This window comes from Bacteroides nordii (assembly GCF_019930665.1).
Lineage (GTDB): Bacteria > Bacteroidota > Bacteroidia > Bacteroidales > Bacteroidaceae > Bacteroides > Bacteroides nordii.
Map to the genome: position 1 here is coordinate 1,559,013 of NZ_CP082886.1, position 24,779 is coordinate 1,583,791.

A 24,779-nucleotide genomic window follows, 5' to 3' on the forward strand; every position below is an offset into this window, starting at 1 on the left:
GAAGCTTATGAATGTAGATAATGTAAAGTCGCAGATGCGGAAAGGGATGTTGGAGTACTGCATCATGCTGTTATTGCATAAAGAGCCTGCTTATGCTTCGGACATTATCCAGAAGTTGAAAGAAGCCCGGCTGATTGTAGTGGAGGGTACATTGTATCCATTGCTTACCCGGTTGAAGAATGATGATTTACTAAGTTACGAATGGATAGAATCTACACAAGGACCTCCACGCAAATATTATAAACTGACAGAGAAAGGAGAGAAATTTCTCGGAGAGCTGGAAACTTCCTGGAAAGAACTTAATGAAACTGTGAATCATATAGCTAACAGATAATCCGATTAAAAAGAAATAACAATGAAAAAGACATTGACTGTAAATTTAGGTGGAACTGTCTTCCATATAGATGAGGATGCCTACCGATTGCTGGACAACTATTTGTGCAACCTCAAACTTCATTTTCGTAAGCAAGAGGGTGCCGAAGAAATAGTAGATGATATTGAGAACCGTATTTCGGAACTGTTTTTAGAAAAGCTGAATGCAGGTTCGCAGGTGATTACGCTTGCTGATGTAGAAGAAGTGATTGCTCGTGTGGGAAAGCCTGAGGATTTCGGAACTACCGATGAAGAAGAAAAGAAAACTTCAACAAATAATTCTGCTTCTTATACTTATACTACCCGGCGCCGGTTGTATCGTAATCCGGATGATAAGTTGCTGGGTGGAGTATTGAGTGGACTGGCTGCCTATCTGGGATGGGATCCGACCCTGTTACGCCTGTTGGCACTGGTCATTCTTATTTGTGGATATGGCACATTAATTCCTGTATATATCATTTGCTGGCTTGTTATTCCGGAGGCCCGTACTGCGGCAGAGAAGCTTAGTATGCGTGGCGAAGCGGTAACTGTTGAGAATATAGGAAAGACAGTGACCGATGGTTTTGAAAAAGTAGCCAATGGTGTGAATAGTTATATGCATTCAGATAAACCGCGTACCTTTCTTCAAAAACTGGGAGATGCGTTTGTTGCGGTTGCAGGATTCTTTTTGAAAGCCTGTCTGGTAGTGTTGGCCATTGTTTTCAGTCCGGTGTTGTTTGTACTTGCTATTGTCTTTGTGGCATTGGTTATTGCTGCCATTGCGGCAGCCATTGGTGGGGGAGCCGTTCTGTATGAAATGCTTCCAGCAGTCGATTGGGCGCCTTTGGTATCTATCTCTCCGTTTATGACGGTGGCAGGCAGTCTGGCAGGTGTGGTTTTGATGGGTATCCCGTTGGCGTGTATCGTTTATACGATCCTTCGGCAGATATTCCGTTGGCCACCGATGGCAACTGGTCTGAAGTGGTCTTTACTGGTTCTCTGGATACTCGGACTGGTTATTTTCCTGGTAAATCTCTCTGCTTTGGGATGGCAATTTCCGCTTTATGGCATCCATTCAATCTAAGCATTTGTTAAATATTTAGTTAGTTTTATAAAATGTGCCCCGTTTAGTGTGTCCGGGGCACATTTTTTTGTTTGTTCTATTTGTAAGTCAATGATTTTTATTTAAGTTTGTGATATCTTATTTGGTTTAGAGAAATATGGGTGAGCATATATGTTTCAGACGTAACGAGCGTCTGGCCACTATAAACCCCTATTGGAGGGGAAATCCAATGGTAAAAGGACGGTTCTTCAATCGGCAGCATCGTTTTCGGCCCGGAATGGGCAGTGTGTTGAAATGGCGTTTGTCTCCCAATCCGCAACGGAAAGAGAAACGTACCGTTAAGTGGGAACCGAGAGTAAACTATCTTCGTTCATTGGATGCAGTTACGGGAAACTCATTGATATGGCTTGGGCATAATTCTTTTTTTCTGCAACTGGCAGGGAAACGTATCATGTTTGACCCGGTATTCGGGAGTATTCCTTTTGTACGTCGAAGAAGCCAGTTTCCTGCCAATACGGACATTTTTACCGGAATTGATTATCTGTTGATTAGTCACGATCATTTTGATCATTTGGATAAACAGAGTGTCGGCTGTCTATTAAAGAGCAATCCTCAGATGAAACTTTTCTGCGGCTTGGGTACCGGGGAGTTGATAAAAAGTTGGTTTCCGGAGATTGAAATGGTAGAGGCCGGATGGTATCAGCAGATAATGGATGAAGGATTGAAAATCACTTTTCTGCCTGCCCAGCATTGGAGCAAACGTTCGGTGCGTGATGGCGGACAGCGTCTTTGGGGTGCATTTATGATTCAGGGAGATGGTATGTCTGTTTATTATAGTGGTGATACCGGATATTCACAACATTTTTCGGAGATACCGGAACTTTTCGGTGCTCCCGATTATGCCTTAGTGGGGATTGGTGCTTACAAGCCCCGTTGGTTTATGCGTCCCAATCATATTTCCCCTCATGAAGCATTGACGGCTTCACAAGAGATGCAGGCCGGATTGACTATCCCGATGCATTACGGAACATTTGATTTATCAGACGAGCCACTTCATGATCCTCCTCAGGTATTTGCTGCTGAGGCAAAAAAACGGAAGGTCAATGTGGTTATTCCTGCACTTGGAGAGGTTGTGAAGTTGAAAAGACAGAAGTAAAGATTGTATTATTATTTTCATAAATAACATCGCTTGTCGCACCTCCCTGTGCGGGAAGCACAAATAGAAATAGCAATGAAAAAGGTAGAAATAAAAGAGCTTTCGGAGAATTTTTTTGAAGCCATTGGCAAAGAGTGGATGTTGGTGACAGCCGGTAACAAAGATGGTTTTAATACCATGACTGCCAGTTGGGGAGGTATTGGTTGGCTTTGGAATAAACCGGTAGCTTTTGTCTTTGTTCGCCCCGAACGATATACGTATGAGTTTATTGAGAAAGGCGATTATCTCACCCTCTCTTTTCTGGGAGAAGAAAATAAAAAGATTCATGCCGTTTGCGGATCAAAGTCAGGTAGAGAAGTAGATAAAGTGAAAGAAACCGGATTGAAGCCGTTGTTTACAGAGCAAGGAAATGTGTTTTTTGAACAGTCCCGTCTGAGTTTAGAATGTAAAAAGCTCTATGCGGATGCTATTGATCCTGAAAATTTCTTTGATAAGAAACTGATTGATAAATGGTATGGAGGTGTACATGGCGGTTTTCACAAAATGTATGTGGTTGAAATAGAGAGCGTGTGGATGCGTTGATACTGGTCTGTTACTCTTCTGAGAAGGATGCAGTTGATATAACTTTTCAACCGCATCCTTCTCAGAAGAAATGAATAATCAAATCACCTGAAACCTATTTTTATTTTTCCTTGTTTCTTTTCCACTTTTAGCCATTTTTTTTATTTTATTTTTTCTTTAGTTGTCACTTTAAAAGAACTTAGGAGTAGTCCACCCATAAGTGCCCCCCATAAAGCACTATTGACAGGTGAGGATGTGATAGGACAACTCCCGGTAGTACAACCTACAAATTTCCAGTACAGAAAACCACCCAATGCACCAACTGCTATTCCTGTCAAAGTAAGCCACTAGCTTTTAAAGAAATTTCTTATCATATTATTCTTTTATTAAAGCTTCGTTTTGAAGCATATAGTTATGTAATCAGTTTAACTGTTTTCTATTAAAACAAATTTCCTTCGGAAAATATTTGTGTAGTAACATTTATTTGCTAATAATTCATGGATTTGATAAGAATTAAGAAAAAGGGATCAACTTTGTTGTGTATAAACTTGCTTGATTTCTATTTTGATAGTGTAATTCCGTTCATCAGTTATAAAATGGAGTTCTGACAGAAGAGAATAGCTTGTCTCCTGAGTATGTAAAGTCATTGTAAAAGACCATAGTAAGAATAAGTAATAATCTTTACCCTCAATAGGTCATTATTAAAAAGTATATCCTATAGCACCCGACCATGCATTGTAGAGTGGAAGGCCAAGACCTGCATGGTGAGCAGCTTCAAACTGTGCCCGCAATACAATATATTGATCTCTATGCTTTACCGGTTTGAATTGTAAGCCTGCATTGACATAGTATCCTAAAGCTGTATCTTCTGCAACGTTTTCTGCTATAGAGCTATAATCTCCTTCCTGTTCCGGACCGAACTTTCTGCCAATCATACCTGCAAATGCTCCACCGGCTTCTATAAAAGGACGTATTCTACCTTTTGGATATGTATAGCGGATACCTAATTTTGCAGAGAGTGATGTTAGTGAGCTACTTCTGGTATAATGATGAAGATAAGTTTCAGAAATACTGCCATCTACCATCTTATAGGTTTGATAAGATCTTTGCTCTACACTGTTGAAATGAGAAATGGAAATATCCATAGATGCGCTTAAAGAGCTCATCCAACGTCGGCTGTTCAATGCCAGGTTTACACCAAACAGATAGGATAAATCAGGTTTACTAAAATTATGCCAAGGGCCTCTTGAAGGGAAACTGTATTGTTGTATTCCGGCATAAGGAGTCACATACAGTCTTAGGGAGTGTTTGTCTTCTTTAGTCTCAAATTCAATGCAATCTTCATTGCTGGTACACATTGCATAATGATAATCTTTTGCAATATCAATCAGGCCTTTATGAGTAAATGATGTTCTTCTGATTTTATGTTCCAAAGCTGGGCAGTCTCCAAAGGCATATTGTAATATTGGAATATAGCGTTTCACATTACCAGTATATTGGCTGCCATTTTCTCTTTTAGTAATGATCTTGGGTGCATCTACTTTTATCAATTTATCACCACTCTCTACAAAGTAGATAGACTCATAGTTCTCTGTTTCATAATAATACAGACTTTTTATACCTTGAAGAAGGTATTCAAGAAAAACAGGCTGAGGTGCTTCACTGTGCTTTAGTTCTATCGTATATGAAATATAATATTTTCCGTCATCCGTGAATCTATATCCCTGTATATCATTTGGATAATAGGTTATAATATCCGAACTCCTTTCTGGCTTAAACACACATCGTTTGGCATTCATCTTATCTGTCCGGAAGTCTATCTGTCCATATACAGTATCGTTTTGGATCGTAATAATCAGTCCGGGACGATAATTACTTTGTGCATAAGAAAGTAGAGGTAGGAAAGCAGGTGCCCAGATGAGAAGTAGTTTTAAAAGAATTGTTTTCATAGTTCTATTTTATGTAAAGTTAATCAGAGGGTTTCATTATATCTATTATAAATACACCTGACACGACGTTAGTGCTAAACACATTCCTCGTTCTTTTTCTTATAAAATGAAAAAAGTCCCTTTGATGAATCAAAGAGACTTTTACTATTTATCGGATTGGTTCTTTATTTCAACCATTTATCCAGCCATTCAAAGAATGTACGTTGCCACAAGATACCATTCTGTGGCTTGAGTACCCAATGGTTTTCATCCGGATAGATCAGTAATTCTGCAGGAACACCTCGCATTACCGCAGCATCAAATGCAGCCATTGCCTGATTGGCAAGGATACGGTAGTCTTTCTCTCCATGGATGCAAAGGATAGGGGTATCCCATTTGTCTACGAACAGATGTGGAGAGTTGGCAAAGGTACGTTGCGCTGTTGCATTTTGTTTTTCCCAGTAGGCGCCACCCATATCCCAGTTGGCAAACCATTTTTCTTCTGTTTCCAGATACTGCATTTCCATGTTGAAGATACCGTCGTGTGCAATAAATGCTTTAAAACGTTTATCATGATGTCCGGCAAGCCAGTACACAGAGAAGCCGCCGAAGCTGGCACCTACGCAGCCCAAACGGTCTTTATCAACAAACGGCTCTTTTGTCATTTCATCGATTGCTGTGAAATAATCTTTCATGCATTGGCCGCCATAATCGCCGCTGATAGCTTCGTTCCATTCATTACCAAAGCCGGGAAGTCCGCGACGATTCGGGGCAACGATGATATAGTCATTAGCTGCCATAATCTGGAAGTTCCAGCGATAACTCCAGAACTGACTAACGGGGCTTTGTGGCCCACCTTCACAGAAGAGTAAGGTTGGATATTTTTTGTTCGGATCAAACTTAGGGGGATAAATTACCCAAGTCAGCATCTGTTTTCCGTCTGTAGTCTTCATCCAACGTTCTTCTACTTTACCCATTTCAAGCTGGTCGTAGATCTGTTGGTTCTCCTGTGTCAGTTGAGTGGTTTTTCCGTCCAGAGAGATGGCATAAATTTCGTCGCCCATACTCATTGAATGACGTTTGGCAATTAGCTTATCTCCGAAAAGGGCAGGAGCATCATAGTCATACATTCCTTCGGTGATCGGTTTGATAGAATCATCAGCAAGGTTGAGGGCATATATCTGTACTTCTCCATGCCATACACCGGTGAAATAGATCGTTTGTGCATCTGCACTCCAGATGAAAGCATCTACGTTTGATTCAAATGTTTTACTGACAAACCGTTTTTCACCTGTTTCGAGGTTCATTACGAAAAGGCGGTTCTGATCTGCTTCATAACCGTCGCGTTCCATACTCTGCCAGGCAATGTATTTACCATCCGGAGAATACTGCGGATTGGTATCATATCCTTTGTTCTCTTCGGTAATATTAGTCGTTTGCTTTGTTTTCAGGTCATACACATAAATATCCGAATTGGTAGAAACAGCGTATTCTAATCCTGTCTTTTTACGGCAGGTATAAGCTATCTTATCTGAAGTAGGATTCCATGCCAGTTGCTCCATACCACCCCAGGGTTTCATCGGACTTTCATAAGGTTCGTCCTCCAGGATATCAACGATATTGGAGATTGAGTTTCCGTCAAAATCGGCTACAAACGGATGTGGGGCAGTTGTTACCCATTCATCCCAATGCTTATACATCAGGTCGGTAACGATGATACCCGATGCTTTGGGCAGATCCGGATATTTATCAGCTGTGCTTTTTACTGTTTTCACTTGTGAGACAAAAAGAATCTTTTTTCCGTCCGGCGAAATAGAGAAGCCTTCAATATCCCCGTCATAATTGGTAAGTTGTTTACGTCCGCTACCGTCCGGATTCATCTCATAAATCTGGCTGCTTCCGCTATCATTGCTTAGAAAAGCTATTTTAGTTCCATCCTTAATCCAGATGGCTCCATTCTCCTGATAGGGGGTATGAGTGATCTGTTTGTTGTCACTTCCGTCCGCTTTCATGGTGAAAAGTTCGCGGTTACTTTTGTTTTCCGGTACACTGTAGTAAGCTACACTATACACAATTTTCTGATTGTCGGGTGATACGGATACTTCACCGATGCGTCCCATGGCCCATAGTGCTTCGGGTGTCATACGCATTCCTTCAATCTTGATATCCGATTTGCCGATGAGTGCTTCTGCGCTCTGTCCTGCATCTTTTGTTCCACTGCAGGCTGCTAACATCATTGTTGTTGACATAACTAACAGTTTGGCTTGTCTCATATTTTTTTCAGTTAAATTAAGATGTGCGAAGATAACGATTAAATTTTATTCATGGATTGGGTGACAGATAAATTGAATTATATTTTCTTTTTCTGCCAGTTTCCTTTCTTTATATACCACCAGCATAGTATTAACGTGAGAGTGGCATACAGATGTTCTGTGGTCCAACAGATAGCTACGTCTACTCGCAGATACAGGATGATGTATGTGATATATGCAATATAAACAGCTAACACACACATTTCCATGACTAATGCAGTTCGTGTGTTACCGGTTCCGGATACGGACTGGAAATATACATTACACGGAATCATTATCAGATAACCCGTGCATAGTACCCACAATGATGGTATGGAGGCTTCCCGCAGTTCCGGAATATCTGTGTAAATACTCAGTACAAGGTTGGGGAACAGAGCAAAGAATATCAACAGTGGTAATACAAAAGCATATGCGATGCGGATATGCTGACGAATGGTACCTTGTACACATTGTGTTTCTCCGGCTCCGATCAGGTTACTGACTAATGAACCACAGGTAGAAGCAAATGCCATTGTCATCATAAATGGTATGCCTGAGACATTGCGGATGATATTGGTAATGGCCAGTGCCCGTTCGCCCAGATGTTCTACAAAGAGGAAGAACATAAACCAGGTAGACATGGACAGCAGGTTTTGTATCATAGTCCAGAAAGACACTCCTAATATAGCTTTCAGTGTTTTAGATTGAAAGGCCGGGAGTTTGTGTAGTGCATACTTCCGGCAATCAATCCGTTTCCAGGTGTAGATGACGAAGAACAATACCGATACCAATTCTGCCAGTGATGAGCCAATGGCGGCTCCGGCAATACCTAATTTCGGGAAACCAAATTTACCAAAGATCAGGATATAGTTGAATACAACGTTTGACAGTACCATTACAATGGAGTTCAGGGTTAGGGTTTTTGTCTGCGTAGTACCTACAAAATAAGCGCGGAACATCACCATTATGAACGAGAAAAAGAAACCGAATACACGCCAGTTGATGTAACTGACGGCGGCTTCATAGATGTTTGGTGAAGAGATAATGTTCTTCAGTATATGCGGTGAAAAGCATATCGATAAGGTAAACATGACGGCGGCTAATGCTAATAGGAAATAGATTCCCTGATAGAAGATAGTACCTATTTCGTTGTACCGTTGTTCTCCGTTGCGGCGGGCAATCATGATTTGTGCTCCAATACTGAAACCGAATGCCATCATAAAGATAGCCAGGTAATAGATTCCGGCAATGGCAGATGCACCCAATTCAATCTCTCCGACACGTCCTAAAAAAGCTGTGTCCGTCATTCCTATCATCTGCTCCATGATAAGGCTGATGAGGATAGGGTAGGAGATAATCCATATTTCCTTATAAGTATATTTAGTTTTCATCTCTTTGTTTGTTTATAGTCGTTTCATCGCTCGGTGTACTTCCCCGTGTGTGAAACATAAGCACAAAGCCGGACAAATACCTTTTTGGATTTGCCCGGCTTTTTACATCATACAGAGTTTATTTTTATTATTTTTTCTGTTGCTGTCTTGTTTTTGCCATTTGTTCCTGTTGCTTTTGCATAGCTTCCAGGCGAGCGGCAAAACCGGTCTTTTTCATTTGTTTCGGGTCTTTTTTCTTTGCTTCAAGGATAGCCAGCAATTTGTCTTCATCCGTTGTTTTGCGTAATACGATCATTGTACCCACACTAATCAATGTTGAAATGAAATAGTAATAGTTCAATCCCGAAGGATAGTCATTCAATACGAAAAGGAACATTATCGGCATCAGATACATCATCCATTTCATTGCTGCCATCTGAGGCTGTGCACCAGTATCCTGCTGTTGCATGGTAAACTTAGTGTTCAGGATGTTGGTTACTGTCATCAGCAAACAGAACAAACTGAGGTGATTGCCTAAGAACGGAATATGGAACGGGAATGTAATGAAAGCATCATACGTGGAGAGGTCCGGTGCCCACAAAAAGCTCTGCTGACGAAGTTCGATAGCACTTGGCACAAACATAAACAATGCCATAAGAATAGGGAACTGTAATAACATCGGCAGACATCCTCCCATTGGGCTGACGCCATACTGGCTATACAGGCTCATTACTTCCTGCTGCTTCTTCATTGCATCTTCCTGTTTTGGATACTTCTTATTGATTTCATCAATCTTCGGTTTCAATACACGCATCTTGGCAGATGACATATACGTTTTCCAGGTTGCCGGATATACTGCAATTTTTACCATGATGGTCAATAGCAATAGCACAAGACCCATGCTCAGTCCCCAGCCCGAAAGCCAGTCGAACACGTTGATTGTAATATACTTATTGATCCAGCGAATCAGAGGCCATCCTAAATAAACCAGATTGTCGAGTTCCCATTTGTCATCACGTCCCTTATCAAGGGCTTTAAGTGTTTTGTAATGGTTCGGTCCGAAGTAGAAGTACATATCGGTAGCCTGTTTACCTGTCGGATCAAAGAAAGTATTCATTTCAGCAGAATAGTCTTTGATATAACCGGTTCCTTGTTTCTCCATCTTTGATTTTACTGCTACTTTGTCGAAGTCCTGATTAGCAATAAATACGGAAGAGAAGAATTGATTTTTGAAGGCAACCCAGTCTACGCGACCTTCGATTTGCTTTTCATCGTCCTTGGCAGCTGAGAGGTTGTCGGTTCCATCATTTACTACCTTATACATCAATTCAGCCAGACGGTTTTCGTAAGTGTATCCTTTTTCAAGCTGACGAGCGCGTTGTGACCATGAGATATCTACATAGTCTGTTGAAGCAAGTTTGCCAGCCATGCCCGTTGCCTGGATAGTAAATCCAAGTAAATAACTGTCTGGCTTCAGGGTGTAAGCAAAATCAATATAACTGTCTTTATCAGCAGCCAGACGCATCGTAATACTACTGTCGGTCTTATTAACTACTTCAAAATAGTAATCCCTGGTTTGTACTGTCTCTTTCTTATTGTAGAAATTAAAGTTCATCTCAGCATCACTACCATTGAACAATACGATTGGTTTGCCATCTTGTCCGTTGTAATCTTTCAGCATGGCAGAGTACACACGGCCTCCTTTATTGACAAATGTAATTTCTACCAGATTATTCTGAATGGTGGTGAAGGATTCTTTACCCTCCATGGCATCAAAAAAGAGTGAGGTAGAATCTACGCTTGTTGTTTCTTCTTTTTCATTAGCCAATGCAGCGGCAGTTTTAGCTTTTAGAGCTTCCTCCTGTTTTTGCACCACTGCAATGGAGTCGTAGTATCTCTTTTGTGCAGCAAGTTGTTCTTCACTCGGACGACTGAAGAAACTGAAACCTACTAATAATAGCGCTATTAAAACGAGACCCGTAATGGTGTTCTTATCCATTTTAATTTTTAATTTTTAATTATTAATTATTTATTGCCGCTTTGATGAATGATACGAACAATGGATGTGGATTCAATACCGTACTGCTATATTCCGGATGGAACTGAGTACCTACAAACCATTTCAAGGCAGGGATTTCTACAATCTCTACAAGGCCTGATTCCGGATTGATACCAGTACATTTCATGCCGGCTGCTTCATATTCGGTCTTAAAGTCGTTATTGAATTCGTAGCGGTGACGGTGGCGTTCCTGAATGTGTTCTGTTTTATAGGCTTCGTAAGCCTTACTACCTTTTTCCAATGTACATTCATATGCACCCAAACGCATGGTTCCTCCCATATTGGTGATTGCCTTCTGCTCTTCCATAATGTCGATAACATTGTGTGGTGTTTTCTCATCCATTTCACGTGAATTGGCATCTTTGTATCCAAGCACGTTACGGGCAAACTCGATAGCAATACACTGCATACCCAGACAAATACCGAATGTAGGAATATTATGAGTACGGGTATACTTAATGGCTACAAATTTACCATCAATACCACGTTGGCCAAATCCGGGACCTATCATTACGCCGGACATTCCCTTCAATGCTTCCTCTACATTGTCATCTGTAAGTGTTTCACTGTTTACGAAATCTACCTCTACTTTGCAGTCATTGTAGGTTCCGGCTTGTGAAAGCGCTTCGCGGATAGATTTGTATGCGTCTTGCAAGTCGTATTTACCAACTAACGCAATATGTACGGGTTCTTTTTGTTCTGCTTTATGACGACGTTCGAGGAATGCACGCCACGGACCTAATCCCGGAGTTTCTCCAACGGGGAGGCCCATCTTTTTCAAAATTGTTTCATCCAATCCCTGAGCCTGCATCAGCAAAGGTACTTCGTAGATGGTAGGAGCATCAATACTTTGTACTACTGCATTCTCATCTACATTACAGAACAATGCCACTTTTTTACGAAGTCCCGCAGTTAGTTCATGTTCCGTTCGTAATACCAGAATATCCGGTTGGATACCTGCGCTTTGTAACTCTTTTACGGAGTGCTGGGTAGGTTTGGTTTTCAGCTCACCGGCTGCAGCCAGATAAGGTACATAAGTAAGGTGTACACATAATGCATCTTTACCCAATTCCCATTTTAGCTGGCGAATACTTTCCACATAAGGAAGTGATTCAATATCACCTACCGTTCCGCCAATTTCGGTAATTACAAAATCGAATTTGTATTTATTACCTAACAGTTTGACGTTGCGTTTAATTTCGTCTGTAATATGTGGGATTACCTGAATAGTTCTGCCCAAATAGTCACCGCGACGTTCTTTGTCAATCACACTTTTGTAAATACGTCCAGTAGTAATGTTATTGGCTTTTGTTGTCTGAATTCCCAGAAAGCGTTCGTAATGTCCTAAATCGAGGTCAGCTTCATGACCATCTACAGTCACGTAACATTCTCCGTGTTCATAAGGGTTCAGTGTTCCCGGGTCGATGTTGATGTACGGGTCAAACTTCTGAATGGTTACCTTGTAACCTCTTGCTTGCAGCAATTTACCAATGGATGATGAGATTATGCCTTTTCCTAATGAGGAAGCTACACCACCGGTGACGAAAATATACTTTGTTTCTCCCACAGCTATAACTGTTTTAATTATTTGTTTACTAGTAGTATTTTAAAGAATCTAACGCATTAAAAACTGCAAAATTACAAAAAAATGAGGAAGTAGTAAGTAATCACAGAAACAAATTTATTAAAAAATGCAATTCCTTCCTCAAACCCTTACAAAAAGGTTGGCAAAAACAACTTTTTACTTTTTCTATGTTTTCTGAAGTTTTTGATGTATTTTTGCGCTCAAATAGCATGAATCATGAAAAATAGTTATATCTCATCATTCGCATTGGCGATTATTTTTTCTTCGTCTGTTGTGGCGCAAGATGTAGTCGGGACTGTGTCGAAAAACAGGACTAATGTAATAAAAACTGATACGGTGTTGTCTGCAAAGCCTGATACGCTTTCGGAAGGACTTCAGCCATATCTCTTTTTGAAATTGAATACTGAGACCAATAAGCTGGATACAGTGTCTTATCTGTATCAGAAGTATATTGGAGAGTTAGATTATTTGAATGACCCTGCTGTACCGGAACGTTATATTCCGGTTTATCCAAAATACTATCGTCTTTTTGTGCCGTTGGCATATTATTATTCTCCGATTGCGTATTATTCTAAGATTGATTGGGAGATGCCTAAACTGGACTCTGTTTCTGTTGATTGTTCTAATTGGCTGCCTTATGATAAAGATCGTTTTACGACTTTGGAGCGTGCTAATAAGATTGTTGACCAGTCATTGATGGGAGTCTACTTGAATGCTCCTCAGTTGGTTCGTACGACAGAAGATCGTATCAGAAGCCGAAAGGTGTTCCGTGAAGATGTGAAGCCTAAGACAAAAACAGAGGTACTTCGTTTGTTTGATAAAGAGCCGATGGAGGTTGCAGTAGGAGAGGCTGAATTGAAAATCAGCAAACCTAACTGGTGGGTAACTGGTGGTAATGGTTCTTTGCAGATTACTCAAAACTATATTTCGGACAACTGGTATAAAGGAGGAGAAAGTAATAATGCATTACTTGCCAATTTGAAACTGTTTGCCAATTACAATGACCGTGAGAAGGTGCAGTTCGAGAATATGTTGGAAGCTAAGTTAGGATTCAACTCTACTCCGTCAGATAAGTATCATAAATATTTAGTAAATACAGACCAACTTCGTTTGTACAGTAAGCTGGGTATTCAGGCTGCTCATAACTGGTATTATACAATTTCCGCTGAATTTAAAACCCAGTTTGCCAATGGTTATAAAGCCAATAGTGAGGAACTTGTTTCTGCTTTCTTTGCTCCGGCAGATTTGGCAGTCAGTATCGGTATGGATTATAAATTGAAGAAGAAGAAATTTAACTTTTCTTTATTCTTGGCTCCTTTGACTTATAACCTCCGTTATATAGGTAACAGTGAAGTGAATGAAACAAAATTTGGTCTGGACAAAGGCAAATGTTCTAAAAATGATTTTGGTTCACAATTCCAGCCGACTCTGACCTGGACAATCATCCCTTCCGTGACTCTTGATTCTCGTTTAAATTACCTCACCAGTTACAAATGGGTGCGTATAGAGTGGGAAAATACAGTAAACTTTGTTCTGAACCGTTATCTGTCTACCAAACTTTATGTACATGCACGTTATGATGACAGTTCGAAGCCAACTGAGGGAAGTAGCTATTTCCAAGTAAAGGAATTGCTCAGTTTTGGTATCAATTATCAATGGTAAGTTAGCTTTTTGTAAGCATATTAAAGAAGGGCGGCCATATAGGTCGCCCTTCTTCATTTATTGTGTGCGATAACAAAAAAAGTAAAAATAGCACTTTAACACATAGAAAAAACAGCCTAACGCTTCGTAGTTCACAAATAATGCTTAAATTTGCCGCAATTTGTAATGTTCAGTTTGCAAAATGGCTAATACAATAAAGCATCAAGGTATTGTGGAAAACATAAATGGTTCTCATCTTTCAGTGAGAATTATCCAGACATCAGCATGTTCGGCATGCAGTGTCAAAGGGCATTGCTCCTCTGCAGATAGTAAAGAGAAGGTTATCGACATAGTTGATTCTTCGGCATCTTCTTATCAGATTGGAGAACAGGTAATGGTGACCGGCGAAACCTCTATGGGGATGATGGCTGTTGCTTTGGCTTTCGTGTTTCCCTTTGTGCTTTTAATACTTTCCCTTTTCTTATTTATGGCAGTGATGAACGACGAGCTTTATGCGTCACTTACATCGCTCGCTCTTCTTATTCCTTATTATTATGTATTGTGGTTGAATAAGAACCGATTGAAACAGAAATTTTCATTTACTATAAAACCAATAAAATAACTAATTTATGAATTTGATTCTGATTGCAGTAATTTCATTGGGAGCCATTGCGCTGGTTTCAGCCGCTATTCTGTATGCCGCTTCCAAGAAATTTGCCGTGTATGAAGACCCGCGTATTGCCCAGGTGTCCGAAGTGTTGCCCCAAGCCAATTGCGGTGGATGTGGCTATCCGGGATGTAGTGGATTTGCTGACGCTTGCGTGAAGGCTGGTTCGCTTGAAGGTAAATTCTGTCCTGTAGGTGGGCAGGATGTTATGACGCAAGTGGCCTCTATCCTCGGACTCGATGCCGGTGAAGCCGAACCAATGGTTGCGGTGGTGAGATGTAACGGAACCTGTGCTAATCGTCCTCGTACCAATCTGTACGATGGTGCAAAGAGCTGTGCGATAGCTGCTTCTCTTTATGGTGGAGAAACAGGTTGTAGTTTTGGATGTCTGGGATGTGGCGACTGTGTAGCTGTTTGCCAGTTCGATGCTATCCACATGAATCCGGAGACCGGACTTCCGGAAGTAGATGAGGCAAAATGTACCGCTTGTGGTGCTTGTGTAAAAGCTTGCCCGAAAGCGATTATTGAAATCCGTCCGCAAGGTAAAAAGTCTCGTCGTGTGTATGTGTCTTGTGTAAACAAAGACAAGGGTGCAGTGGCACGTAAGGCTTGTACAGTTAGTTGTATCGGTTGTGGTAAATGTGTGAAGACTTGTCCGTTCGAAGCTATCACGCTTGAGAACAACCTGGCTTACATTGATCCCAATAAGTGTAAATCATGTCGTAAGTGTGTGGAAGTTTGTCCGCAAGGAACAATTATTGAGTTAAATTTCCCACCGCGTAAACCAAAGGCTGAAGGGACTCTTGCAACAGAGGCTCCCAAAGCAGAGGCTCCTAAAGCAGCTCCCGCAGCCGAAGCGTAAATAATAGAATAATAACAGATAAAATACAGAATTGTATGTTGAAGACATTTTCAATTGGTGGTGTTCATCCACAGGAAAATAAACTCTCAGCACATCAGCCCATCATTACAGCAGAGGTTCCGTCAAAAGCGGTAATTCTACTGGGCCAGCACATTGGTGCTCCGGCAAAGCCTGTTGTGGCTAAAGGTGACGTGGTGAAAGTGGGCACAAAGATTGCCGAGCCTGCTGGTTTTGTTTCGGCAGCTATTCATTCTTCTGTCAGCGGAAAGGTAACCAAAATTGACTCGATTGTTGATGCAAGCGGTTATGCCAAACCTGCCATTTTCATTGATGTAGAAGGAGACGAATGGGAAGAAAATATCGATCGTAGTGAAACACTGGTGAAAGAGTGCGAACTGAGCTCTGAAGAGATTGTAAAAAAGATAGCCGATGCAGGTATTGTTGGTTTGGGTGGTGCCTGTTTTCCTACACAGGTAAAATTGTGTCCTCCTCCTTCATTTAAGGCAGAATGTGTTATCATTAACGCAGTGGAGTGTGAACCTTATCTGACGGCCGACCATCAACTAATGCTGGAACATGCTGAAGAAATCATGGTAGGTGTTTCTATCCTGATGAAGGCTGTGAAGGTGAATAAGGCATTTATTGGTATCGAGAATAATAAACCTGACGCTATTGAACTGATGACCAAAATAGCTTCTGGTTATGCCGGCATTGAAGTAGTAGCTTTGAAAGTGCAATATCCGCAGGGAGGTGAAAAGCAATTGATTGATGCCGTTATCAAACGCCAGGTTGGGAGTGGAGCGCTTCCTATCTCTACCGGTGCTGTAGTGCAGAATGTGGGTACTGCTTTTGCTGTTTATCAGGCTGTGCAGAAAAATAAACCTTTGTTTGAGCGTGTTATTACCGTTACCGGTAAGTCACTTGCCAAACCTTCTAATTTTATGGCACGTGTAGGTACGCCGATGCGTCAGTTGATTGATGCTTGTGGTGGTTTACCCGAAGATACAGGTAAGGTAATCGGTGGTGGTCCGATGATGGGGAAAGCATTGGTTAATATCGACGTTCCCACTGCTAAAGGTAGTTCCGGTATTCTCATTATGAATCAGAAAGAAGCGAAGCGTGGCGAGATACAAAATTGTATTCGTTGTGCGAAGTGTGTAGGTGCTTGTCCGATGGGACTGGAACCTTATCTGCTTTCTGCATTGGCCGAAAACGGGGAATTTGAAAGAATGGAAACAGAAAGAATCATGGACTGTATTGAATGTGGCTCCTGTCAGTTCACTTGTCCGGCTTACCGTCCGTTGCTCGACTATTGTCGCTTAGGCAAAGGTAAGGTAGGGGCTATGATTCGTGCACGTCAAGCTAAAAAATAACGAAGTATGGAAAATAAATTTATAGTATCACTATCACCTCACGTTCATGGCGGAGACAGCATACAGAAGAATATGTATGGTGTACTAATTGCATTATTCCCTGCCTTTATCGTGTCGCTACTCTTTTTCGGGTTGGGTGCCCTTATTGTTACAGCTACTTCTGTGGCAGCCTGTGTCTTTTTTGAATGGGCTATCGGCAAGTACCTGCTGAAGAAAGAAACTACTACTATTTGTGACGGTTCGGCTATCATCACCGGTGTGTTGCTTGCCTTCAATCTTCCGTCTAACCTTCCTATCTGGATTATCATTTTGGGTGCACTGTTTGCTATTGGTGTAGGCAAAATGTCATTCGGAGGTTTAGGTAACAACCCTTTTAATCCGGCATTGGCAGGGCGTGTATTCCTATTGCTCTCATTTCCGGTACAGATGACTACATGGCCGGTTGTAGGCCAGCTAACAGCTTATGCAGACGCTACTACGGGAGCTACTCCACTGGCTATAATGAAGGGAGTTATCAATGGTGCTCCCGGTGTTTCACTGGATCAGCTTCCTGATGCCCTGAGTCTCCTCATTGGTCAGAATGGCGGATGCTTAGGCGAAGTAAGTGCTGCTGCATTGCTGCTCGGACTTATTTATATGTTGTGGAAGAAAATTATTACCTGGCACATTCCGGTATCTATTCTGGTTACTGTATTTGTGTTCTCCGGCATTATGCATTTGGTAAATCCGGCATTGTATGTATCTCCGGTTCTTCAATTGCTTACCGGTGGTTTGATGTTGGGAGCTATCTTTATGGCAACGGATTATGTTACTTCTCCGATGAGCAAGAAAGGCATGTTGATTTATGGTGTATGTATCGGTCTGCTGACTGTTATTATCCGTTTGTTTGGTGCTTATCCTGAGGGTATGTCGTTCGCTATTTTGATTATGAATGCATTTACTCCGCTGATAAATACATATTGCAAACCTAAACGCTTTGGGGAGGTAGCGAAGAAGAAATGAAAAAATTAGAATCATCATTAAAGAATATGTTGCTGGTACTTACCGGAGTTACTGCTATTTCGGTGGCGTTACTGGCTTACGTAAATGAACTTACAAAAGGACCGATAGCCGAAGCCAATGCTAAAATATTGAGCGATGCTATTAGTGTGGTTGTACCTGCATTTGATAATGACCCTACTGCAGAAGCTACCAAGCAAACTATAGATGGGGTTGAATATACTATTTATCCTGCTAAAAAAGACGGTCAGTGGGTAGGTGCTGCTGTAGAATCTACTGCTATGGGTTTTGGTGGCGAATTGAAAGTTCTGGTAGGTTTTGATGCCGATGGTAAGATCTATGATTACTCTTTACTGTCTCATGTAGAAACTCCGGGATTGGGCTCTAAAGCCGCTGACTGGTTTAAGGAAGGTGGTAAAGGAAGTATTAAGGGAATGAATCCGGGTGAAGCTCCATTGAAAGTGAGTAAAGACGGTGGTCAGATAGATGCTATTACTGCTTCGACCATTACTTCACGTGCATTTCTTAATGCAGTGAATGCTGCTTATGCCGCTTACAAGGGCAATGATGACACCAATGGAACTACCGGTGCTACACAAAAAGTTGTTGAACCTGCTGAGCCCATCAGTGCTAATTAAGAAAGGAGTATTAAGAAATGAATAATTTTAAAGTATTGATGAATGGGATTATCAAAGAGAATCCCATATTTGTGCTCCTGTTAGGTATGTGTCCTACCTTGGGAACTACCTCTTCTGCCATTAATGGTATGGGTATGGGACTGGCTACGATGTTTGTACTTATTTGTTCTAACGTCGTTATCTCGCTGATCAAAAATCTGATTCCGGATATGGTGCGTATTCCGTCATTTATTGTAGTTATTGCTTCCTTTGTGACTTTGTTGCAGATGGTGATGCAGGCTTATGTTCCGGGATTGTATGCCACACTGGGGCTTTTTATTCCGTTGATTGTTGTGAACTGTATTGTCTTGGGGCGTGCCGAAGCTTTTGCAGCTAAGAATAATCCGATATCTTCTATGTTTGATGGTATTGGTATGGGACTTGGTTTCACCATTGCCTTGACTCTGCTGGGTGCTGTGCGTGAATTCTTAGGCACCGGTAAGGTTTTTGATTTTGCTATCTTCCCGGAAGAGTACGGTATGTTGGTATTTGTGTTGGCTCCGGGTGCTTTCATTGCATTGGGATACCTTATTGCATTGATTAACAGTTTGAAGAAAAACTAAGGAAATTAGAATTTAGTAGTTAGAATTCATTCGGCATGATAGCTAACATACTGCATAGATTCTAACTACTAACTACCAACTACTAAATTCTGGTTTTTAATTTTTAATTAATTATGGAATATATATTGATCTTTATATCGGCAATCTTTGTAAACAACATCGTATTGTCACAGTTTCTGGGAATTTGTCCCTTCTTGGGGGTTTCCAAGAAAGTAGAAACTGCGTTAGGTATGAGTGCCGCAGTAGCATTTGTGCTTACCATTGCTACTATCGTTACCTTTCTGATTCAGAAGTTTGTACTCGATGCTTTCGGGCTTGGTTATTTGCAGACCATTACTTTCATTCTGGTAATCGCCGCTTTGGTGCAGATGGTAGAAATTATTTTAAAGAAAGTATCTCCTGCATTGTATCAGGCATTAGGAGTATTTCTTCCTTTGATTACAACCAACTGCTGTATCTTAGGGGTTGCTATTTTGGTTATCCAGAAAGACTTTGACCTGTTGACGGGTGTTGTATATGCATTCTCTACCGCTCTTGGTTTCGGACTTGCTCTCGTGTTGTTTGCCGGTTTACGCGAACAAATGAGTCTTGTGAAGATTCCCGAAGGTATGAAAGGAACACCGATTGCTTTGATTACAGCAGGTTTGCTGGCTATGGCATTTATGGGATTCTCCGGAGTAGTGTAATCGTTATAAGCTATTCACTATAAGTTACGAGCTACAGCTACGAATTTAAGGATCTGTGTTTTATTGCACAGCTACTTATAGTTCGTAGCTTGTAGCTCGTAACTTTTTTACCTTGTGGTGATTTTTTTTGTATCAATCCTGCTTTTCTAAATTAATTTTTCTAAATTTGCAAACAGAACAAAAGGACAAAACCGAAAGAACTAACCAAGTATAAATATATGAAAGAAAGAATTTTAGTAACCGGTGGAACTGGTTATATCGGTTCTCACACTGTAGTAGAACTTCAAAACAGTGGATACGAAGTAATCATCATTGATAACCTCTCAAACTCAAATGCTGACGTAGTTGATAATATCGAGAAAGTATCTGGTATACGTCCCGTTTTTGAAAAACTTGATTGCTTAGATTTTAACGGTCTTGATGCCGTGTTTACCAAATATCCAGGTATTAAAGCAATTATTCATTTTGCTGCCAGTAAGGCAGTAGGCGAATCTGTTCAGAAGCCATTGCTTTACTACCGTAATAATCTTGTTTCTTTGATCAATCTGCTTGAATTGATGCCTAAGCACAATGTAGGTGGTATTGTATTTTCGTCTTCCTGTACTGTTTATGGTCAGCCCGATGAGCTTCCCGTAACAGAACAGGCTCCTATCAAGAAAGCTGAATCTCCTTATGGAAACACCAAACAGATAAACGAAGAAATCGTTCGTGATACAGTAGCTTCCGGTGCACCGATCAATGCTATCCTGTTGCGTTATTTCAATCCGATAGGTGCGCATCCTACTGCGTTGTTGGGTGAACTTCCTAACGGAGTTCCTCAAAACCTGATACCTTATCTGACCCAAACAGCAATCGGTATCCGTAAAGAACTGAGTGTATTTGGTGACGATTATGATACTCCTGACGGTTCTTGTATCCGTGACTTTATCAATGTTGTAGACCTTGCCAAGGCACACGTGATTGCTATTAAACGCATTCTTGAGCAAAAACAAAAGGAGAAAGTAGAAGTATTCAATATTGGTACAGGTCGTGGCTTGTCTGTATTGGAGTTAATAAATGCTTTTGAAAAAGCTACCGGTGTGAAGTTGAACTATAAGATTGTAGGACGCCGTGCCGGTGATATCGAAAAAGTATGGGCTAACCCGGATTATGCAAATAAAGAACTGGGTTGGAAAGCTGTAGAAAGTATTGAAGATACTTTACGTTCTGCATGGAACTGGCAGCTGAAACTCCGTGAGAGAGGCATACAATAAGAAGAGTTTATGTTACATTAACATACAAGAAATAAACAAATACATAAGTTATTTGTTTATATAGTGCAAATCGGCCTGAAGCCATTTATGTATATGTGAATATCCATACTCGGTACATATGCCTCCCCGGCATAGACAGGTAAGATTGCATAGTAGTTTTGTCGTGTTTTATTTTGTGTTTGTGTTGTGACGGTACTACGACGTGAGTCGTGGTACCGTTTTATGTTATATCCTATCTTATTTAATTTTGATATTTCTTTTTTTCTTACCTTTGCGAGCATTACTTTTATGAATACGACATGTATCTGACACTTTTTCTCAATTTTGTAAAAATAGGAATGTTTACCATAGGAGGAGGGTATGCAATGATTCCTCTAATCGAGCGCGAGATAGTGAAGCGCCAATGGATGACTAAGGAAGATTTTATGCAGATGTTTGCTATTACACAATCTTTGCCGGGAGTCTTCGCTGTTAATATATCAATCTTTGTAGGTTATAGATTGAGAGGCTTCTGGGGAAGTTTAGTTTGTGCTTTGGGTACTATTTTACCTTCATTTGTTATTATCCTGATTATTGCTTTATTTTTTGATAAGTTTCAGGATAATCCATATGTTATCAGAATATTCAATGGCATTCGTCCGGCTGTTGTGGCGTTGATACTGGTGCCTTGTCTTTCGGCTATAAAGGCTATTCGCATGGGATATATGGAGTTGATTGCTCCGGCAATAGGTACGGTATTGATATGGAAAGCCGGTATATCGCCGGTATATATTGTGTTGGCCGGCATCGTTGGGGGATTGGTATATACACTGTGGCTAAAAGATAAATTGAAAGGAAGACGTGTATGATTTACTGGCAACTGATATGTGTTTATCTGAAAATTGGAGTATTTGGTTTTGGCGGTGGATATGCAATGCTCTCTCTTATTCAGTTTGAGATAGTAGAGCGTTATCATTGGTTGACGCTTCAACAGTTTACAGATGTAGTAGCAATCTCGCAAATGACTCCTGGGCCAATCGGCATAAACAGTGCAACTTACATAGGTTATACGGTAACAGGTAATATATGGGGTGCTGTTATTGCTACTGTCGCGGTTTGCCTGCCTTCTTTTCTGATGGTATTGTTTATCTCTTATTTCTTTGTGAAATTCAAAAACAACAAATATGTCAATGCCGCCATGTCGGGGTTGCTTCCTATGTCTGTAGCTTTGATTGGAGCTGCTGCTTTGTTATTGATGAATAAGGATAATTTTATTGATTACAAAAGTATCTTGATCTTTGTTGCAGCCTTTTTTCTGACCTGGAAATATAAGGTCCATCCGATTCTGATGATTCTACTGGCGGGAGTAATGGGATTTATTCTGTATTGAAGGATTCAGATAAAAAAATAAGGAACGCAGACTGTACACCTGCGTTCCTTATTTACTTTATTCGAAGTTTATAGTTTTCCTTTAAATACAAAACTTCGTGCGCCAAAGTTAATATCCGGTATTGTGATATCCGGAGCAAACAATCCAAAGACTGATGACCCCGAACCACTCATAGCAGCATACATCGCTCCATTTTTATACAATTCTTCTTTTATTTCTCCAATAACAGGATATTGCGGGAATACACTTGCTTCAAAATCATTCACTATTTGTTCTTTCCATTCACTGACGGGATGAGTTATAATTTCTTTTAATGAATATTCCGGTTCGTGAGGCCTGACCAGGGAGAAGGCTTCCCGGGTAGAAACGAAGATATCCGGTTTGACTAACAGAATCTGATAACCCTTTAAAGAGAGTGAAAGAGGGGAGAAGATATTTCCGATTCCTTCTGCATAAGTTGGGGTATTCTTTATAAAAAAAGCACAATCGGCTCCTAATGTAGCTGCATATTCTTCTAATTTCTCATCTGTTAGCTTCAATTCAAATCGTTCATTCAAGAGTTTCAACATGAAAGCTGCATCCGAAGATCCTCCTCCTAAGCCGGCACCCGATGGGATATGTTTGTACAAATGAATATCTACCGGAGGGAGATTGAATTCTTTATCCAATAATAAATAGGCTTTTACCACAAGGTTGTCTTCTGCATTTCCTGTTATTTCCATACCAGCCTGATGCAAAGCAAACTTCTTATCTGTACTATTATTCAGCACATGAATTTCCAACGCATCTTCTATCGGTACGGGATAGAAGACGGTTTCCAGATTATGATATCCGTCCGGACGTTTGGCTGTAATATTTAGTCCCAGGTTTATTTTGGCATTTGGAAATGTGATCATCTTTTTATTTACGATTTATTCCCTACAGTTATGACTCTCATTGGGGGATAATAACATAGGTACGTTTACGATGTTTATGAACGACGATGCAAAGTTAGTAAATTCTTCATTATTATATTCTATGTTTTAATCTGTTGAGGAATTAATTTCTTACAAGTAAAGGATAAGATACTCTTGTGTTGTACACTATGTATTCTTTTAATTGAAAGAGTACGTATTTAATGTTGACTTAAAATGCATATTAACAGTGTGTTAAGTACGTACTTTTACACCTCAAAAGTACGTACTTCTTTATTGCTTGATTTTCACGCTGATAAGATATTATAAAGGGTGTGTAAACCAGAAAGAAGAACCTGTATCTTCTGTTGATTCTACTCCTATTTCTCCTCCCATTTGTGAACGATTACTTTATTATTTTTATAGACAATTTGCATCTGGAGGTAACCCATGGGCATATGGCGGTATAAGTTGTTGAGGTCTTGCCGTTCCTCTTTTGCCTTTTTCTCGGATTTACGCAATTCAATACAGATACTGATAATGTTTGCCAAAGAAGTAAACCATTGATAATCTGCATTGCTCCAGTTACGGTATCGTTTAACGATGTCTATGCCCATATATCCCCATACTCCTTTTTTGGATAACAGTGGGACTGCCATGAGTGATTTTATATTTTGTGGCTCTAAAATATTCCTATCATATTCTGCTTCCGCAGGCATATCATCGAGTGTGTTCAGGATGATTGCCTTTTTGCTTAATATTTGTTGACTCCACCACGAAGTCTGATTGATGGGGAGGTTTTGAAGAAATTCTTGTTCCTTCGAAACGTTTTCCGCTGTCACTTCATAAATGCAGCTTTGTATGTTTCTCTCCGGAAGTATTTCGAAAATATAAGTCCGGTCTCCATTAAATTGCATTAGTATATCTTTCAGTATTTTCTGTACTGTTTCGGAGATATCATCTGTTTGCAAAAATGAAAATAGAGAGTGGGATATACTGATTTGACGATAGAGTAATTTGTTAAGCTCGTCTCTTGTAGATAGTTTCTTTTCATTAACTTCGATATCATTCAGGCATCTTATGTAACCAAAAGATTTTAGGTTATCTTGCTCGGTATTCTTGCTGAATTCCATTTTAGATAATACCCAGGTTATCCCATATTTAGTATAGAGAGGGAAGATCAGTTCATAGGCACGTTGATTTTTAAGAGTCAGAGATGCCTCTCTCAATTTGTCCCGATAATCCTCATGAACAAGATTGTGAAGATCTTTGAATTCAATAGTATCGCTTTCAAGACCCAAAAGGTCTACTATAAATTCTGATAAAGTGTATTTTTGGTTTTTAAAGTCTGCTTCCCACCATCCAATTTGTGCCATGGAGGTTAATCTGAGAAGCTTATCGGAATTCAGATTTGACATATCTTCCTGTTGTC

The 24,779-nt window shown here is 40.4% G+C and carries 23 protein-coding genes; 15 read left to right on the top strand and 8 right to left on the bottom strand.

Going from position 1 to position 24,779, the window contains the following annotated elements:
* Positions 1–7: 7 nt before the first annotated feature.
* The 4 genes from K8P02_RS06030 (at position 8) to K8P02_RS06045 (ending at position 3,152) form a co-directional block, all read left to right on the top strand.
* Positions 8–334 (top strand): PadR family transcriptional regulator, encoded by a 327-nt coding sequence (locus K8P02_RS06030; protein WP_025867118.1) that lies wholly within the window; start codon positions 8–10, stop codon positions 332–334.
* 21 nt (positions 335–355) lie between these two features.
* Positions 356–1,435, top strand: a complete 1,080-nt coding sequence (locus tag K8P02_RS06035; RefSeq protein ID WP_025867119.1) for a PspC domain-containing protein — start codon at positions 356–358, stop codon at positions 1,433–1,435.
* A 136-nt stretch (positions 1,436–1,571) separates the two neighbouring features.
* On the top strand, positions 1,572–2,570 hold the full coding sequence (locus K8P02_RS06040; RefSeq protein ID WP_007485969.1) for an MBL fold metallo-hydrolase: 999 nt from the start codon (positions 1,572–1,574) through the stop codon (positions 2,568–2,570).
* A 75-nt stretch (positions 2,571–2,645) separates the two neighbouring features.
* Entirely contained in the window at positions 2,646–3,152 is a 507-nt protein-coding gene (locus tag K8P02_RS06045; RefSeq protein WP_195350737.1) for a flavin reductase family protein, read from the top strand.
* A 140-nt stretch (positions 3,153–3,292) separates the two neighbouring features.
* On the opposite strand, the gene K8P02_RS06050 is transcribed toward K8P02_RS06045, so the two are convergent.
* From K8P02_RS06050 to K8P02_RS06075, 6 genes are all read right to left on the bottom strand, one after another.
* The gene (locus K8P02_RS06050) at positions 3,293–3,469 is read right to left on the bottom strand and encodes a DUF6132 family protein (protein ID WP_195350736.1); all 177 of its coding nucleotides are present in this window, start codon (positions 3,467–3,469) and stop codon (positions 3,293–3,295) included.
* 363 nt (positions 3,470–3,832) lie between these two features.
* Positions 3,833–5,080: a hypothetical protein gene (locus K8P02_RS06055; protein ID WP_025867120.1), complete on the bottom strand. Its 1,248-nt coding sequence runs from the start codon at positions 5,078–5,080 to the stop codon at positions 3,833–3,835.
* 164 nt (positions 5,081–5,244) lie between these two features.
* Positions 5,245–7,332, bottom strand: coding sequence for a S9 family peptidase (locus K8P02_RS06060; RefSeq protein ID WP_025867121.1), 2,088 nt, complete (start codon positions 7,330–7,332; stop codon positions 5,245–5,247).
* 77 nt (positions 7,333–7,409) lie between these two features.
* Complete coding sequence (locus K8P02_RS06065) at positions 7,410–8,741, bottom strand: MATE family efflux transporter (protein WP_002562604.1); 1,332 nt, start codon at positions 8,739–8,741, stop codon at positions 7,410–7,412.
* 127 nt (positions 8,742–8,868) lie between these two features.
* Positions 8,869–10,719: a membrane protein insertase YidC gene (gene yidC / locus K8P02_RS06070; protein ID WP_002562603.1), complete on the bottom strand. Its 1,851-nt coding sequence runs from the start codon at positions 10,717–10,719 to the stop codon at positions 8,869–8,871.
* Between the two features lie 22 nt (positions 10,720–10,741).
* The gene (locus K8P02_RS06075) at positions 10,742–12,346 is read right to left on the bottom strand and encodes a CTP synthase (protein ID WP_002562602.1); all 1,605 of its coding nucleotides are present in this window, start codon (positions 12,344–12,346) and stop codon (positions 10,742–10,744) included.
* 234 nt (positions 12,347–12,580) lie between these two features.
* Here K8P02_RS06075 and K8P02_RS06080 point away from each other — a divergent pair, with 234 nt between their 5' ends.
* The 11 genes from K8P02_RS06080 to K8P02_RS06130 all read left to right on the top strand — a co-directional run bounded on the left by K8P02_RS06080 (position 12,581) and on the right by K8P02_RS06130 (position 22,454).
* A complete protein-coding gene (locus K8P02_RS06080; protein ID WP_007485946.1) occupies positions 12,581–14,026 on the top strand; it encodes a DUF3078 domain-containing protein in 1,446 nt (481 codons plus the stop codon).
* A gap of 181 nt (positions 14,027–14,207) precedes the next feature.
* Positions 14,208–14,627, top strand: a complete 420-nt coding sequence (locus K8P02_RS06085; RefSeq protein ID WP_002562600.1) for a SoxR reducing system RseC family protein — start codon at positions 14,208–14,210, stop codon at positions 14,625–14,627.
* A 7-nt stretch (positions 14,628–14,634) separates the two neighbouring features.
* Positions 14,635–15,534 (top strand): Fe-S cluster domain-containing protein, encoded by a 900-nt coding sequence (locus K8P02_RS06090; RefSeq protein WP_007485945.1) that lies wholly within the window; start codon positions 14,635–14,637, stop codon positions 15,532–15,534.
* A gap of 35 nt (positions 15,535–15,569) precedes the next feature.
* Entirely contained in the window at positions 15,570–16,907 is a 1,338-nt protein-coding gene (rsxC, locus tag K8P02_RS06095) for an electron transport complex subunit RsxC (RefSeq protein ID WP_025867123.1), read from the top strand.
* A 6-nt stretch (positions 16,908–16,913) separates the two neighbouring features.
* Positions 16,914–17,909 carry an RnfABCDGE type electron transport complex subunit D gene (locus tag K8P02_RS06100; RefSeq protein ID WP_025867124.1) on the top strand — a complete coding sequence of 332 codons (996 nt, stop codon included), beginning with the start codon at positions 16,914–16,916 and terminating at the stop codon, positions 17,907–17,909.
* A complete protein-coding gene (locus K8P02_RS06105) occupies positions 17,906–18,544 on the top strand; it encodes an RnfABCDGE type electron transport complex subunit G (RefSeq protein ID WP_025867125.1) in 639 nt (212 codons plus the stop codon). The genes K8P02_RS06100 and K8P02_RS06105 overlap by 4 nt, the downstream gene beginning before the upstream one ends.
* Before the next feature lie 17 nt (positions 18,545–18,561).
* Positions 18,562–19,146 carry an electron transport complex subunit RsxE gene (gene rsxE / locus K8P02_RS06110; protein WP_002562595.1) on the top strand — a complete coding sequence of 195 codons (585 nt, stop codon included), beginning with the start codon at positions 18,562–18,564 and terminating at the stop codon, positions 19,144–19,146.
* A gap of 113 nt (positions 19,147–19,259) precedes the next feature.
* Complete coding sequence (gene rsxA / locus K8P02_RS06115; RefSeq protein ID WP_002562594.1) at positions 19,260–19,832, top strand: electron transport complex subunit RsxA; 573 nt, start codon at positions 19,260–19,262, stop codon at positions 19,830–19,832.
* A gap of 218 nt (positions 19,833–20,050) precedes the next feature.
* Positions 20,051–21,085, top strand: a complete 1,035-nt coding sequence (gene galE, locus K8P02_RS06120; protein ID WP_221649943.1) for a UDP-glucose 4-epimerase GalE — start codon at positions 20,051–20,053, stop codon at positions 21,083–21,085.
* Between the two features lie 338 nt (positions 21,086–21,423).
* Complete coding sequence (locus tag K8P02_RS06125) at positions 21,424–21,933, top strand: chromate transporter (RefSeq protein WP_002559788.1); 510 nt, start codon at positions 21,424–21,426, stop codon at positions 21,931–21,933.
* Positions 21,930–22,454, top strand: a complete 525-nt coding sequence (locus tag K8P02_RS06130) for a chromate transporter (RefSeq protein WP_002559789.1) — start codon at positions 21,930–21,932, stop codon at positions 22,452–22,454. Before K8P02_RS06125 ends, K8P02_RS06130 begins: the two co-directional genes overlap by 4 nt.
* 68 nt (positions 22,455–22,522) lie before the next feature.
* Here the strand turns inward: K8P02_RS06130 and ispE are convergent, their stop codons facing one another.
* Both ispE and K8P02_RS06140 read right to left on the bottom strand, forming a co-directional pair.
* Complete coding sequence (gene ispE / locus K8P02_RS06135; RefSeq protein ID WP_025867127.1) at positions 22,523–23,350, bottom strand: 4-(cytidine 5'-diphospho)-2-C-methyl-D-erythritol kinase; 828 nt, start codon at positions 23,348–23,350, stop codon at positions 22,523–22,525.
* Positions 23,351–23,727: 377 nt separating this feature from the next.
* A complete protein-coding gene (locus K8P02_RS06140) occupies positions 23,728–24,723 on the bottom strand; it encodes a GAF domain-containing protein (RefSeq protein ID WP_223382121.1) in 996 nt (331 codons plus the stop codon).
* Positions 24,724–24,779 lie beyond the last annotated feature (56 nt).